The following is a 13,684-nucleotide window of genomic DNA, read 5'->3' as shown; positions in this document are numbered from 1 at the left end:
CTCCCGTGCGTTGTCTGCGAGTGGGCGGCCATTATAGACAGCAGGTATGGCGCGCCACCGTGGGCGCGCCGCGTGGATCAGCCCTGGGCCCGTGCGCCGTCCAGGTGCGGATTGAAGCTGCGTGCGCCTTCGCTGAAGGCATCGAAGCCGCGGGCACCGTCGGTGTACGCATCGGCGGCACGACCCGGCGTGGCCGAGACGCCCACGCGATCCAGACCGGCGACCTTGCGCGCGCCGTCGACATAGGGGTCGGCCTGGCGCGCGCCCTGCGTGTACGGGTCGAAGCCGCGGGCGCCATCGCTATGCACGTCGAAGGTGCGGGCGCCGTCGGTGTAGGTCTGCGGGGTGCGGAACTCGTAGCCGTACTTGTCGGCGGGAACGGTGCCGGCCTGCGCGATGCCGGCACCGGCAAACGACAGCAGCAGCGCGGAGGCAATCTTCAGGGCGGTGGTCTTGGGCATGGCTTTCTCCTTCATTAGTCAGCGAATTTGAATCGGTCGGGACGCTGCCGCGCTTTGCCTTGTTGCGCTGTCGCGTCGTCCATGTGCTGAACTATAGAGGGCAGTGGCCGCCTCGGAAGCGCCACGCTTTGGCCATGTTATTCAAATATTTTGATATCTCGTCGCGCCTGCTTTTCGGGACAGCGCGCCCAGCCCACAAGGGTGCTCCCGCTGCCTCAACAGGTCGGCAGGTTCTGCCGGATGCCCAATTGCTGGGCCATCATCACCAGGTCCGCGAAGGTCCGCGCCTTCATCTTGCGCATGGCCTGGCCCCGGTGGATCTTGACCGTGACTTCGCTGATGCCGATCTCCGCGGCGATCTGCTTGTTCAGCAGGCCGGTCACGGCCATGCCCATGACCTCGGCCTCGCGCGGGGTCAGCGCCGCGTAGTGGCGGCGCATGTCCTCGATCTGGCGCATGCCCTGCCGGCGCGAGCGGTCCCTTTCCAGTGCGGCGGAGACGGCGTCGAGCAGGTCCTGATCGCGAAACGGCTTGGGCAGGAAGTCCACCGCGCCCGCCTTCATCGCGGCGACCGTCATTGGGATGTCGCCATGGCCGGTCATGAAGATGATGGGAATGGAAACGCCCATCTGCACCAGGCGCGATTGCAGGTCCAGGCCGCTGGGGCCGCGCAGGCGGACATCGAGCACCAGGCAGCACGGCATGTCGGGGAGCGGGAAGTCGAGCAGTTCGGCAGCCGAGCCGAACAGGGCCACCTGCATGCCGACCGAGCGGAACAGGCTGCCCAGTGCGCTGCGCAGCCCGGCATCGTCGTCGACGATCAACACCATCGATTCGTTGCCGCTGGCAGCCACCACGCTGTGGGATGTCACGCTGAAGTCTCCAGTCTGCAGGTCGGGTCGAGGCGATTATAAACAGGGGCAGCCTGCGGCCGGCCCCGCACTTCGCCGATTTCAGCACAGCAAGGCTGTGCGCGGCCACCATACCTTTGTGTTAGTGCCTCTGGGCCCCGCGCAGTCGGCACGACACGGCGGCCAGGGAGCTACACCAACGTCGTACGCCATATGCCCGGCCTGACGGCGGTACGCGGCCCGCCTTCCCCATTCCCACGTGCAGGCAACTAATACGATGGGCCAATGGTGGCACCCGCCCTCGCCGTCTAGTCTTCCGTCGGGCTGCATCGCGATCGTGCGGCCGATCCCGCACCGGTTCGGTGCCGCCCCCCCAGGCTTCGCGCAGCGCGAATGCCACCGCCCCCCTGTCCCATCCTCGTTTCCAAGGAGCATCTCATGGCCAATCCGAAGCTAGAAGTCCTGACCCCGCAGAACAGCCAGCTGATCATCATCGACCACCAGCCGCAGATGGCCTTCGGCGTGCAGTCGATCGACCGCCAGACGCTGAAGAACAACGTCGTCGGCCTGGCCAAGGCCGCGAAGATCTTCGATATCCCGACCACGATCACCACGGTCGAGAGCGAATCGTTCTCGGGCTACACCTTCCCCGAGATCCTGGACGTGTTTCCCGACGCGAAGACGCTCGAGCGCACCTCGATGAATTCGTGGGACGACCAGAAGGTGCGCGATGCGCTCAAGGCCAACGGCCGCAAGAAGGTCGTGGTGGCGGGCCTGTGGACCGAGGTCTGCAATACCACCTTCGCGCTGTGCGCCATGCTCGAAGGCGACTACGAGATCTACATGGTGGCCGATGCGTCGGGCGGCACCAGCAAGGACGCCCACGACTACGCGATGCAGCGCATGGTTCAGGCCGGCGTGGTGCCCGTGACCTGGCAGCAGGTGCTGCTCGAATGGCAGCGCGACTGGGCGCACCGCGACACCTACGACGCCGTGATGAAGCTGGTCAAGGAACACTCAGGCGCCTACGGCATGGGCGTGGACTACGCCTACACGATGGTGCACAAGGCCGAGCAGCGCACCGCTACGCCGCACCAGTCGATCGCGCCGGTCGCGGCACGCTGATCTCACGCTCATCCCAACGCACTCGAGGACCGATCCGATGAACACCATCACCACCAAGGACGGCACGCGCCTGTTCTACAAGGACTGGGGCACGGGCCGCCCGGTCGTCTTCTCGCATGGCTGGCCGTTGAACGCCGACGCCTGGGATCCCCAGATGCTGTTCCTGGTGCAGCAGGGCTTTCGCGTGATCGCACACGACCGGCGCGGCCACGGCCGCTCGGACCAGCCGGCCCACGGCAACGACATGGACACCTACGCGGACGATCTCGCCGCGCTGCTCGACGCGCTCGACATCCAGGGCGCGACGCTGGTGGGACACTCCACCGGCGGCGGGGGAAGTGGCGCGCTACATCGGCCGCCACGGCACCAAACGCGTCGCCAAGGCGGTGCTGATCGGCGCGGTGCCGCCGACCATGGCAAAGAGCGCGGCCTATCCCAAGGGCCTGCCGCTGGAAGTGTTCGACGGCATCCGCAAGGGCGTCGCCGACAACCGCTCGCAGTTCTACCGGGATCTCGCGGTGCCGTTCTTCGGCTTCAACCGGCCGAATGCCAAGGTCTCGCAGGGCACCATCGATGCGTTCTGGGCGCAGGGCATGGCCGGCGGCATCGTTGGCCAGTACGCCTGCATCAAGGAATTCTCGGAGGTCGACTACACCGAGGACCTGAAGAAGATGACGGTGCCGACGCTGATCCTGCATGGCGACGACGACCAGATCGTGCCGATCGACAACGCGGCGCGGCTGTCCGTCGAGATCGCGCCGAACGCGACGCTGAAGGTCTACCCGGGCGCGTCGCACGGCATGTGCGTGACCCATGCCGACGACGTCAATGCCGACCTGCTGGTCTTCCTGAACGCCTGATTCGAGCCGAACCCATGTCAGTCACCCGCCGGCAGTTCATTGCCTCGGCGGCCGCGCTCGGCGCGGCCGCCTCTTCGGAGCTCTTCGCCATGTCACCGAACCCGACACCCGACCTGATTCTCGTCAACGGCAAGTTCGCCACGCTCGATCGCGCCAATCCGCAGGCCGATGCCGTGGCCATCGCCGACGGCCGCTTCATCGCCGTGGGCGAGCGCCAGGACGTGATGAAGCTCGCGGCATCGGGCACCCGCGTGATCGACCTGAATGGCCGGCGGGCCATTCCCGGACTGATCGACAGCCATATGCACATCATTCGCGGCGGCCTGAACTACAACATGGAGCTGCGCTGGGACGGCGTGCGCTCGCTGGCCGACGCGATGCGCATGCTCAAGGCGCAGGTCGACCGCACCCCTGCGCCGCAATGGGTGCGCGTGGTGGGCGGCTTCACCGAGCACCAGTTCGCGGAGAAGCGCCTGCCGACCGTCGAGGAGCTGAACGCCGTGGCACCGGACACGCCGGTGTTCATCCTCCATCTGTACGACCGCGCGATGCTGAACGGCGCCGCGCTGCGCGCCGTCGGCTACAACAAGGACACGCCCAATCCCCCGGGCGGCGAAATCGTCCGCGACGGCAGCGGCAACCCGACCGGCCTGCTGCTGGCCAAGCCGAACGCCACCATCCTGTACGCGACGCTGGCCAAGGGCCCCAAGCTGCCGCCCGAGTACCAGAAGAACTCGACGCGCCATTTCATGCGAGAGGTGAACCGGCTGGGCGTCACCGGCGTGATCGATGCCGGCGGCGGCTATCAGAACTATCCGGACGACTACCAGATCATCGAGGAGCTGCACCGCGAGGGCCATCTGACCGTGCGGCTCGCCTACAACCTGTTCACGCAGAAGCCCAAGGAAGAGCTGCGCGACTTCCAGAACTGGACTTCGTCGGTGCGGCCGGGCCAGGGCGACGACTTGTATCGCCACAACGGCGCCGGCGAGATGCTGGTCTACACCGCGGCGGACTTCGAGGACTTCCGCGTCGAACGCCCCGACATGCCGCCGTCGATGGAGGCCGATCTGGAGCCGGTGATCCGCCTGCTGGCCGAGAAGCGCTGGCCGTGGCGCCTGCACGCGACCTACGACGAGACCATCACGCGCGCGCTCGATGTCTACGAGAAGGTGGCGCGCGACGTCCCGTTCCAGGGCCTGAACTGGTTCTTCGACCACGCCGAGACCATCTCCGACCGCAATATCGACCGCATCGCCGCGCTCGGTGGCGGCATCGCCGTGCAGCACCGCATGGCGTACCAGGGCGAATACTTTGTCGAGCGCTATGGCGCGAAAGCGGCCGAAGCCACGCCGCCGGTCAAGAAGATGCTCGAGCGCGGCGTCAAGGTCGGCGCCGGCACCGATGCCACGCGCGTCGCCTCGTACAACCCATGGGTATCGCTGTACTGGCTGACCACCGGCAAGACCGTGGGCGGCATGGCGATGTACCCGCAGGCCAATCTGCTGGACCGCGAGACCGCGCTGCGCCTGTGGACCGAGGCCAACACGTGGTTCTCGTCCGAGGTCGGCAAGAAGGGCCGGATCCAGGTGGGCCAGCTCGCCGACCTGGCAGTGCTGTCGGCCGACTACTTTGCGGTGCCCGGCGACGAAATTCAGGACATCACCTCGGTGATGACCGTGCTCGGCGGCAAGGTGGTCTACGGCGACGCCGAGTTCGACCGGCACGCACCGGACCTGCCGCCGCCGATGCCGGACTGGTCCCCCCGCCCGCCACGGCAGCCGCTACCAGCCGCGTCCGCAGGCGCAGGCCAGCACGCAGGCCCGTACGCTGGCACTGAACACCGCCTGCGGCTGCGCCTCGTCGTGCGGCGTGCATGGCCACGCCCATGCGAAGGCATGGACGTCCAACGTGCCGACCGCCGACGAAAGCGGGTTCTGGGGCGCGCTGGGCTGTTCGTGCTGGGCATTCTGATGCGCAAGCCGACGTACGAGTTGACGTACGAGCGGACGTGCACACCGAGCTGCAAGACGCCAACCGGAGAACGAACATGACGCATTCAACCTCGCGGCCGTCCCGGGCCGATGACGATGCGGGTACGCTACCGCGCTCGCTGCGCTGGATCGCGCTGTTGCTGCTGTGCGCAGCCTATCTGCAGGGAGGGCTGGTCAAGCTGTTCGACTTCCCCGGTGCCGTCGCCGAGATGCAGCACTTCGGCCTGACCCCGGCGGTGCCGATGGCGGTAGCCACCATCGCCGTCGAACTCGCGGCCGCCGCCATGATCCTGACGGGAATCGGCCGTTGGCTCGGCGCGCTGGCGCTGGCCGCCTTCACGCTGGCCGCCACCTTCCTCGCCAACCGGTTCTGGAGCGTGCCGCCCGAGGCGCAGTTCATGATGGCGAACGCCTTCTTCGAACATCTGGGCCTAGTCGGCGGCTTCCTGCTGGTGGCATGGCACGACTGGCGTACGCGGAGGCCGGCATGAGCACCAGCGTGCCACCCGGCGCGGCCGCGCCGGCCCCGACCGGCACCTTCGCGCCGCTCGCCAAGCCGACCTTCGCGGTGCTGTGGGTCGCCACCATCCTGGGCAATATCGGCAGCTTCATGCGCGACGTCGCCAGCGCCTGGCTGGCCACCGACCTGTCGACCTCGCCCGCCGCGGTCGCGACGATCCAGGCGGCCGCTACGCTGCCGGTGTTCCTGCTGGCGATTCCCGCGGGTGTGCTGTCCGACATCCTCGATCGCCGCCGTTTCCTGATCGTGATCCAGGTGGGTCTCGCGCTGCTCAGCGGCACGCTGATGCTGCTGGCCTGGCGGCAGGCGCTGACCATCGAGATCCTGATCGGGCTGGCCTTCGTCGGCGGCATCGGGGCGGCAATGATGGGACCGACCTGGCAATCGATCGTGCCCGAGCTGGTGCCACCGAGCACGCTGCGGCAGGCGGTGGCGCTGAACGCGCTGGGCGTCAATATCGCGCGCGCCATCGGTCCTGCCACCGGCGGCCTGCTGCTGGCCGCGTTCGGTGCGGCGGCGACCTACGGCGCCGATCTGCTCAGCTACCTGTTCGTGATCGCGGCGCTGATCTGGTGGCGGCGCCCGGCGCAGGCCAGCGATCCGCTGCGCGAGCACTTCTTCAGCGCGTTCCGGGCCGGACTGCGTTTCACCCGGGCGCACAGCAAGCTGCATATCGTGCTGCTGCGTGCCGCGGTGCATTTCGCCTTCGGCAGCAGCATCTGGGCCCTGCTTCCACTGGTGGCGCGCCAGCTGCTGCACGGCGGCGCGGGGCTCTACGGCATCCTGCTGGGCGCGGTCGGCGCGGGGGCGATCCTCGGTGCGCTGACGATGCCGGCGCTGCAGAAGCGGCTCGATGCCGATGGCCTGGTGCTGCTGTCGGCGGTGGTCACCGCCGCGGTGATGGCCGCGTTGTCGCTCGCGCCGCCGGTGTGGGCCGCGCTGCCGCTGTTGTTGCTGCTCGGCGCGGCCTGGATCACGGCGCTGACCACGTTGGGCGGCGCGGCGCAGGCCATCCTGCCGAACTGGGTGCGCGGCCGCGCGCTGGCGGTCTACCAGATGGTGTTCAACGGAGCGCTGGCGGGCGGCAGCCTGATCTGGGGCTTCGTCGCGCAGGCGCTGGGCACACCAAATGCGCTGTGGATCGCCGGCGCAGGCCTGATCGTCGCGACGCTGCTGCTGCACCGGATACGCCTGCCGCGCGGCGAGGAAGACCTCGGCCCGGCACACCATTGGCCTGAGCCGGAGATGGCCGACGAGATCGCGCACGACCGCGGTCCGGTGATGATCCTGATCGAATACTGCATCCCGGCCGCCAACCGCGATCCTTTCCTGCGGGCCGTGCACCAGCTGTCGGAAGAGCGCTTGCGCGATGGGGCCTTCAGCTGGGGCGTGATGGAAGACCCGACCGACCCGGAACTGCTGACCGAATGGTTCCTGGTCGAATCGTGGGCCGAGCATCTGCGCCAGCACCGCCGCGTGCCACACGCCGATGCCGACCTGCAGCGCGACATCGCCCGCTTCCACACGGGCGCCGAGCCGCCGCGCGTGCGCCATCTGCTCGGCGTCGGGTTGCCGCCGACGCGCACCTGAATCCGATTTGCTCCCGATTGCGAGACCGCCATGAAGATCTATCTCATTTCCCTTGGCGCCGGCGTCCTGGTCGGCATCCTCTACGCGCTGATGCAGGTCCGCTCGCCGGCGCCGCCGGCGGTCGCGCTGATCGGTCTGCTTGGCATGCTGATCGGCGAGCAGCTGATCCCGCCGGTCAAGCGCATGCTGGCGGGCGAGCCCGTCACGGTGGCCTGGTTCCACACCGAGTGCGTGCCAAAGATTACCGGCACGCCGGGGCCGACGCTCGCCGCCCATCGCAAGGACGACGATGCGGCGCACTGAGGCGCTGTGCTGCGCCGGCATGCTGTCGATCGCGGGCGGTTCTGCGCTGGCGGACAGCTCGGTCACCGTCTACGGGCGCCTCAATACGGCGACCGAATACACGCGGGCGAGCACCGCCACCGACGGCACCGCCCTCGGCAGCGGCATGCGCCAGAGCAACTATCGCTCCGTGTTCGGCCTGCGCGGCGAGGAGGCGCTGGGCGCTTCGCTGAAGACGCTATGGCAGATCGAGAGCAATCTGTCGCTCGACTCGGGTCAGGGCCAGATCGCCAGCCGGAATTCGCGCATCGGCCTGCAGGGCGACTACGGCCTGCTGTTCCTGGGCCACTGGCACACGCCATATACCGAGTCGACGATGGGCTACGACCCGTACTACCCCACCACCGCCGGCTATATGGCGCTGATCGGCAATGGGTCGGCATCCACTTCCGACAATGTCGAGAACACCAGTTCGTTCGATCGCCGCCAGAAGAACATCGTGCAATACCGCTCGCCCCGGTTCGGCGGCGCCAGCCTGTGGTTCGGCTGGGGCCTGCCGGAAGAAAGGACAACGGTCGCGCGCAATCCGTCGCTCTACTCCGCGGCGCTGGTCTACCAACGCGGCACGCTCGACGCGACCGTCGCCTACGAGGTCCACCGGCACTATCAGGCGGCCGGCCGCGACGACGACGCATTCAAGCTTGGCGTGGCGTGGCAACTGCTGCCCCGTACGCGCATCGCCGGTGTCTACGAGCGCCTGCACTACAGGACCGCCACCGGCGACCTGCAGCGCAACGCCTGGTATGCGTCGCTGGTGCAAAGGCTGGGCACCGGCAGCGTGCGGCTCGGCTTCGGGTACGCCGCCAATGGCACGGGCGGGTCGACCGATACGGTGGGATTCCCTGCGCAGCGGCCCGCAGACCGGCGCGACGCAATGGACGGTGGGCTACGACTATCCGCTCTCCAGGCGCACGGCGCTGTATGGCTACTACAGCCGCATCGACAACAAGCGCAACGCGACGTACGACTTCGCGATCAACGAGCTCGGCATCCAGGCGGGAGCGGACCCGCAGGTGTTCGCGCTTGGCGTGCGGCATACGTTCTAGCTTTTCGGGAAGCGGTAGCCGGCGCGGCTCGACGTCCCCTGCCTCGCCGTGTCGCCGCCTCGCCGTGCCGCCATCTCGCCGTGTCGGGTCACCACTGACATACCACCGTATGATTGGGCGCCGCGTCGAGCCGCAGTATGCTTCGATCAAGCGGTGGAGGGACCGGCCCCCTCGCCATCGCGCCAGATTCTTCAAGGATCCCTTGTGACTTCGCCCCCCGTGATTGCCATCGTCGACGACGACGCCTCCGTCAGAGACGCCATGGGGAGACTGATGCGGTCCTTCGACCTGGCGGTCGAACTCTACGGCAGCGGCGCGGAATTGCTTGGGTCCCCCACGCTGGGCGGGGTCGCCTGCGTGATCACCGACGTGCAGATGCCGAAGATGAACGGCTTCGCGCTGTGCGAGGCGCTGCGCGCGCGCGGCTGCCATGTGCCGATCATCTTCATGACGGCATTCTCCGAGCAAGGCCACGAGCAGCGCGCCCGCGCGGCCGGCGCCGCGTGCTTCGTGAACAAGCCGTTCGAGGATACGGAGATCATCCGGTGCATCGAGCGGGCGTTGTCCTTGTCCGGGCGGCAGGAGAGCTGCTAGTCCGCTGCAGACGCGCCTTAGCTGGGCGTTGCGTGCCGATTCAGCGCGAATCGACTGGACGTCAGAGTGAACGCAAGTTTGCAGTCCTAACGCCGTTAACAGGGGCTTGGAGGTCGTGCCATCGAACCAAACCCCCACTCGCGCAACAAGACAAGATGATTCGAGCATGTCTTCTGTCCGTTTCCAAGGTGACGCAAGGCGCCGATGCCACGGTGGTCAAGACACCGGTTCAGCCCTTGCCGCTCTCGCCATGCAAGGACGAATAGCCCCATAGCGCCGTCTATTCTGGGCAGGGCAGCGAGAGCGCCCTTCCGGGGCCGGCTGGCACCCAAGCAATCGGCTTTTTTTACAGCAACCCGGCTCGCGCTCTTTCCATTCGTAGCACCCGGCAGGCTAACCCCCCCGTCGACCACCAGGTTGACACTGACATGACGCGTGCCAATACTGGCCTTTGCCAGTCGCTTTGGTAGTCGCTACGCCGTCCTTGCCAGCTTCGCCTACAACGCCCGGAGGAAGCCGTGCCACAAGCCCGTCCCCTGCTGCTCGCCGCCCTGCTGACGCTGCTCGGTGCATGCGCCACCGCGCCTACAGGCCCGACCGCCCCCCACCGCGACGTCCGCCTCCACACCGGCCCTCCTGCCGTCCGCCGCGGGCAAGACGGCCGCAGGCAAAACCGAGGTCCTGTGGCTGGGCCAGGCCGCCACGCGCATCACGACGCCCGGCGGCAAGGTCATCGTGATCGATCCCTGGCTGACAGGGGAACCCCAAGACGCCCGCCCCATTCAAGCAGCTGCAGACGCTCGGCAAGGTCGATCTGATCCTGGTCACGCATGCCCACGGCGACCACCTTGGCGATGCGCCGGCGCTGGCGAAGATGCATAACGCGCCGATCTACAACGGCGGCGGCATGGGGCAGACGCTCGTCAGCCTCGGCATGGTGCCGGCCAACCTGTCGCAGCGCTTCGGCAAGAGCGGTACGGTCGCGCCCTTCGGTGCCAACGGTCCGAAGATCACCGCCGTGCATGCGGAGCACTCTTCCGAGCTGGCCTGGAAGAACCCGAGCTCGGGCAAGGACGAGGTCCACTACGGCGGCGAGCCGGTGGGCTACATCATCGAGATGGAGAACGGCTTTCGCATCTGGCACATGGGCGACACCGGCTTGTTCGCCGATATGCGGTTGGTGGCGGACCTCTACAAGCCGGACCTGGTGCTGATCCCCATTGGCGGGCATTTCACCATGGGGCCGCGCGAGGCGGCGATCGCCGTGCGCGAGATGATCCGCCCCCGGTATGCGATCCCGATCCACTATCTGACCAGCCCCATGCTGCGCGGCACGCCGGCGGAGTTCACCGCGGCGCTGGGCGCCACGGATGCGACCCGCGTCATCGTGCCGGAGCCGGGGCAGAAAGTGGATTTCTGAATCTCCGCCGACGCGGCCGAGGCTGAAGGAAGGGCATCGCCCTGTGGCCAGTCTCGGCCCTACGCGTTCTCGCGCCTCATTTGCGCGGTTCAGGCGCGAAATACGTCATCCAGGCACGCCGCCTCCAATGCCCGGTCCTGCCAGGCGTCCAGTTGATCCGTTGAGGCGGCCTCCAGCTTGGCGACAACGCGTGTGGACAATGGGCCGAAACGATGCTGCAGGACCCTTTGCAGCGCTTCGGCCTTGCCGATGTGAACCCCCCTTCTCGATGCCCTTCTCGACCTCCTTCTTCGCGTACTCCCGCGCCCACCGATGAAACCTTGCCGACATTTCCATTTCGAACTCCATCAGGTTATGTACTTCCGTTAAATGCAAAGCATTCGGGGTCAGGGCAGCGAACCACGCCGTCATTGCCTCGTCGAGGGCGGCATTGTGTGCCGTCAATTCCCTCGCCAGCCGCAACGGCTCCAGCATGGCTTCGATGCTCTCGGCCCGTTCGAATCGCATCAGCACTGCCACCAGATTTCGCTTCGCCGCCAGTTCGGCATCCGTGTAGCGCGTACGGTCGATCAGGCAATAGTTCAAGCGCGGCTGGTGACTCGCCATGGACTGCGGCACGGCCGAGATCATCGTCGCAATCTCCGTACTGGCGCGCCATCGTGTGTTGCCGCTATAGAGCACGATAGGCAGGACCGGCGGATAACTTTGCCCGCGCCTTCGGTCGCGCCGGCGGCTCGCATCGCGGTAGAACATGCCGACATAGGCCAGCATGCGCGCCGCCATGTCGGCATCGTTCCGACTCTGGAATTCGATCAGCAAGTACAGCGGCTGGTCCTGACCCGGGACGTTGATTCGCCAGACCACATCGTTGATGCCGCGACGAAGCCGGTCCGACACATAGTTCGCGGACACCGGCTCCAGGGAATTCCAGTCGAGCGAGCGAAGCCATGGGTTGCCGATGAAGCCGTGTATCAGGTCGCGGACGACTTCGCGGAATGAGAACACGAGCTTGTATGAGGCATCGTGGTCGCGGACTGTCGCAGGTGCATGATCACCGTCCAGTGTTCTCCCGGGATCGGCTACCCGGTGGCATATCGGATCGGGACGGTGGCGCAGGGTCGAATAGCAGTTAGCCTGCCCCGGCGAACGGGCAACCGAGCATCGCGCGGGAAGGCGAACGGGATAGCAGCCGGCGGACTGACTGGCGGGATAACACGCGGGATAACTTGCGAGATAACGAGCCGGAGAGTGGTCAGGATAGCGGTTCATGGTAGCGGTTCATATGGCAAGAACAACGAGGTTCGGCAGAGGCCAACGTCCCCATAAGTTGCCAGCCGATCGGCTACAACGCTTGCCAGAAATGCCGCTGTTTTAACAGGTGGCGACCTCTATAGGACGCGCGGCGAAGCACTGCATGCGCCGGGCGCTTCGGGCGATTGCGGCTGCCCGTTCCCTACCTCCTTCAGCGCCCGCGATGGCCCTCCTTAGACCGATCCATCTCCCTCCCACCGCCGTTAGTGGTAACCTCCGCTATTTTTAAAACGCATATCTGGTCTCTGAAAATATGACTTCGCCCGCTCCACTCCCGCCCTCTAGACTTGCTCCAGCCCAGCGGGACCGGCGCCATCCGGCCGCGACAAGCCAGCAACACGACTGGTTCGGGACATCCCAAACAAGGAGACAGACGATGAAGAAGGCGTTGCTCGCCCTTCTGGCGGCCTGCGGCATGGCCGCCGTCGCCCCGGTGCAGGCCGACACGGCCTGGCCTGCCAAGCCGATCCGACTGGTGATTCCGTTTCCTCCGGGCGGCGGCACCGATATCCTGTCCCGCCTCGTCGCCAATCAATTGACCCAGAGCGCCAAATGGACCGTGGTGCCGGACAATCGTCCGGGCGCCGGCGGCACCATCGGCATTGCCGAGGTCGTGCGCGCGGCGCCGACCGGCTACGAGCTGGTGATGGGCCAGAAGGACAACCTCGTCGTCGCCCCGTGGCTGTACAAGACGGTCAAGTACGATCCGAGCAAGGATCTGGTCGCGGTGACGCACGTCGCCTATACCCCGATCATGATCGTCGCGCCGGCCAATTCGCCGTTCAAGAACATCGCCGACGTAGTAGCCGCCGCCAAGCGCGCGCCCGGCTCAATCAAGTACGGCTCGCCGGGCAATGGCACGACCATTCATCTGGCCGCGGAGATCTTCAGCCAGGCGGCGGGCATCAAGCTGCTGCACGTGCCGTACAAGGGCTCGAACGCCGCGATGATGGATGCCATCGCCGGCAACGTGGACCTGATGGTGGCCTCGGTGCCGTCGGCCATGGCGCAGATCAAGGCGGGCAAGCTGCGCGCGCTGGCCGTGACCTCGGCCACGCGCAGCACCTCGCTGCCGGATGTGCCGACGCTGGCCGAAAGCGGCTACAAGCAGGTCGACGTCAGCACGTGGTACGGCATCTTCGCGCCGGCAAAAACGCCGCGCGAGGTGGTCGACAAGCTGGCCGCCGAGGTGAACAAGCAGCTCGCCACGCCGGCAATGATCCAGGCGATTCACGAGCAGGGCGCCGAGCCGAAGCTGATGTCGCAGAAGCAGTTCGCCGATCTGGTCCAGTCCGACTACAAGAAGTGGAAGACCATCGTGCAGGAATCCGGCGCGACGGTGGAATAACCCGCAGCGCAGCTTCGCCGGGCGTCTCGCCGACGCCTGCATGATCCTGGTGCCGCCGCCTCGCCGGCGGCACCGGCGCCCCATCTCTCCATCTCTCCATCTCTCCATCTCTCCATCTCTCCATCTCTCCATCTCTCCGCCTCCCCCGTTCCCCGTTCCCCGCCTCCCCGCACTGCCGCCGTTCCCGCACTGCCACCTTCCCCGCACCACCGCTCTCGCGCG

At 66.8% G+C, this 13,684-nt stretch carries 9 protein-coding genes and 4 pseudogenes; 10 read left to right on the top strand and 3 right to left on the bottom strand.

All coding sequences use genetic code 11. The features are described from left to right. Positions 1-77 precede the first annotated feature (77 nt). Together OJJOAM_RS22800 and OJJOAM_RS22795 are read right to left on the bottom strand one after the other, a co-directional pair. Positions 78-461 (bottom strand): hypothetical protein, encoded by a 384-nt coding sequence (locus tag OJJOAM_RS22800; protein ID WP_422649942.1) that lies wholly within the window; start codon positions 459-461, stop codon positions 78-80. 215 nt (positions 462-676) lie between these two features. Next, positions 677-1,291, bottom strand: coding sequence for a response regulator transcription factor (locus tag OJJOAM_RS22795; protein ID WP_422651030.1), 615 nt, complete (start codon positions 1,289-1,291; stop codon positions 677-679). 459 nt (positions 1,292-1,750) lie between these two features. Between OJJOAM_RS22795 and OJJOAM_RS22790 the strand changes: the two genes are divergently transcribed. From OJJOAM_RS22790 to OJJOAM_RS22750, 9 genes and pseudogenes are all read left to right on the top strand, one after another. After that, positions 1,751-2,437: a hydrolase gene (locus tag OJJOAM_RS22790; protein ID WP_422649941.1), complete on the top strand. Its 687-nt coding sequence runs from the start codon at positions 1,751-1,753 to the stop codon at positions 2,435-2,437. A gap of 37 nt (positions 2,438-2,474) precedes the next feature. Next, positions 2,475-3,297: pseudogene (locus OJJOAM_RS22785) on the top strand (alpha/beta fold hydrolase). Positions 3,298-3,386: 89 nt separating this feature from the next. After that, a pseudogene (locus tag OJJOAM_RS22780) lies at positions 3,387-5,271 on the top strand (amidohydrolase). Between the two features lie 76 nt (positions 5,272-5,347). Next, complete coding sequence (locus tag OJJOAM_RS22775; protein ID WP_422649940.1) at positions 5,348-5,782, top strand: DoxX family protein; 435 nt, start codon at positions 5,348-5,350, stop codon at positions 5,780-5,782. Beyond that, positions 5,779-7,401: an MFS transporter gene (locus OJJOAM_RS22770; RefSeq protein WP_422649939.1), complete on the top strand. Its 1,623-nt coding sequence runs from the start codon at positions 5,779-5,781 to the stop codon at positions 7,399-7,401. The genes OJJOAM_RS22775 and OJJOAM_RS22770 overlap by 4 nt, the downstream gene beginning before the upstream one ends. A gap of 30 nt (positions 7,402-7,431) precedes the next feature. Then, positions 7,432-7,704, top strand: a complete 273-nt coding sequence (locus OJJOAM_RS22765; RefSeq protein ID WP_422649938.1) for a XapX domain-containing protein — start codon at positions 7,432-7,434, stop codon at positions 7,702-7,704. A 19-nt stretch (positions 7,705-7,723) separates the two neighbouring features. Next, positions 7,724-8,789 (top strand): annotated as a pseudogene (locus OJJOAM_RS22760) (porin). 219 nt (positions 8,790-9,008) lie between these two features. After that, positions 9,009-9,383: a response regulator transcription factor gene (locus OJJOAM_RS22755; RefSeq protein ID WP_422649937.1), complete on the top strand. Its 375-nt coding sequence runs from the start codon at positions 9,009-9,011 to the stop codon at positions 9,381-9,383. A gap of 554 nt (positions 9,384-9,937) precedes the next feature. Continuing rightward, positions 9,938-10,803, top strand: a pseudogene (locus OJJOAM_RS22750) (metal-dependent hydrolase). A 105-nt stretch (positions 10,804-10,908) separates the two neighbouring features. On the opposite strand, the gene OJJOAM_RS22745 reads toward OJJOAM_RS22750, so the two are convergent. Then, positions 10,909-11,808, bottom strand: a complete 900-nt coding sequence (locus OJJOAM_RS22745; protein ID WP_422649936.1) for an Rpn family recombination-promoting nuclease/putative transposase — start codon at positions 11,806-11,808, stop codon at positions 10,909-10,911. 682 nt (positions 11,809-12,490) lie between these two features. Here OJJOAM_RS22745 and OJJOAM_RS22740 point away from each other — a divergent pair. Beyond that, complete coding sequence (locus OJJOAM_RS22740) at positions 12,491-13,462, top strand: Bug family tripartite tricarboxylate transporter substrate binding protein (RefSeq protein ID WP_149315959.1); 972 nt, start codon at positions 12,491-12,493, stop codon at positions 13,460-13,462. The last annotated feature ends 222 nt before the right edge of the window (positions 13,463-13,684 follow it).

Origin of the sequence: Cupriavidus sp. H18C1, from assembly GCF_049311595.1 — a bacterium.
GTDB classification, from domain to species: Bacteria; Pseudomonadota; Gammaproteobacteria; order Burkholderiales; family Burkholderiaceae; genus Cupriavidus; species Cupriavidus cauae.
This window is presented reverse-complemented; position numbering and strand designations above follow the sequence as displayed.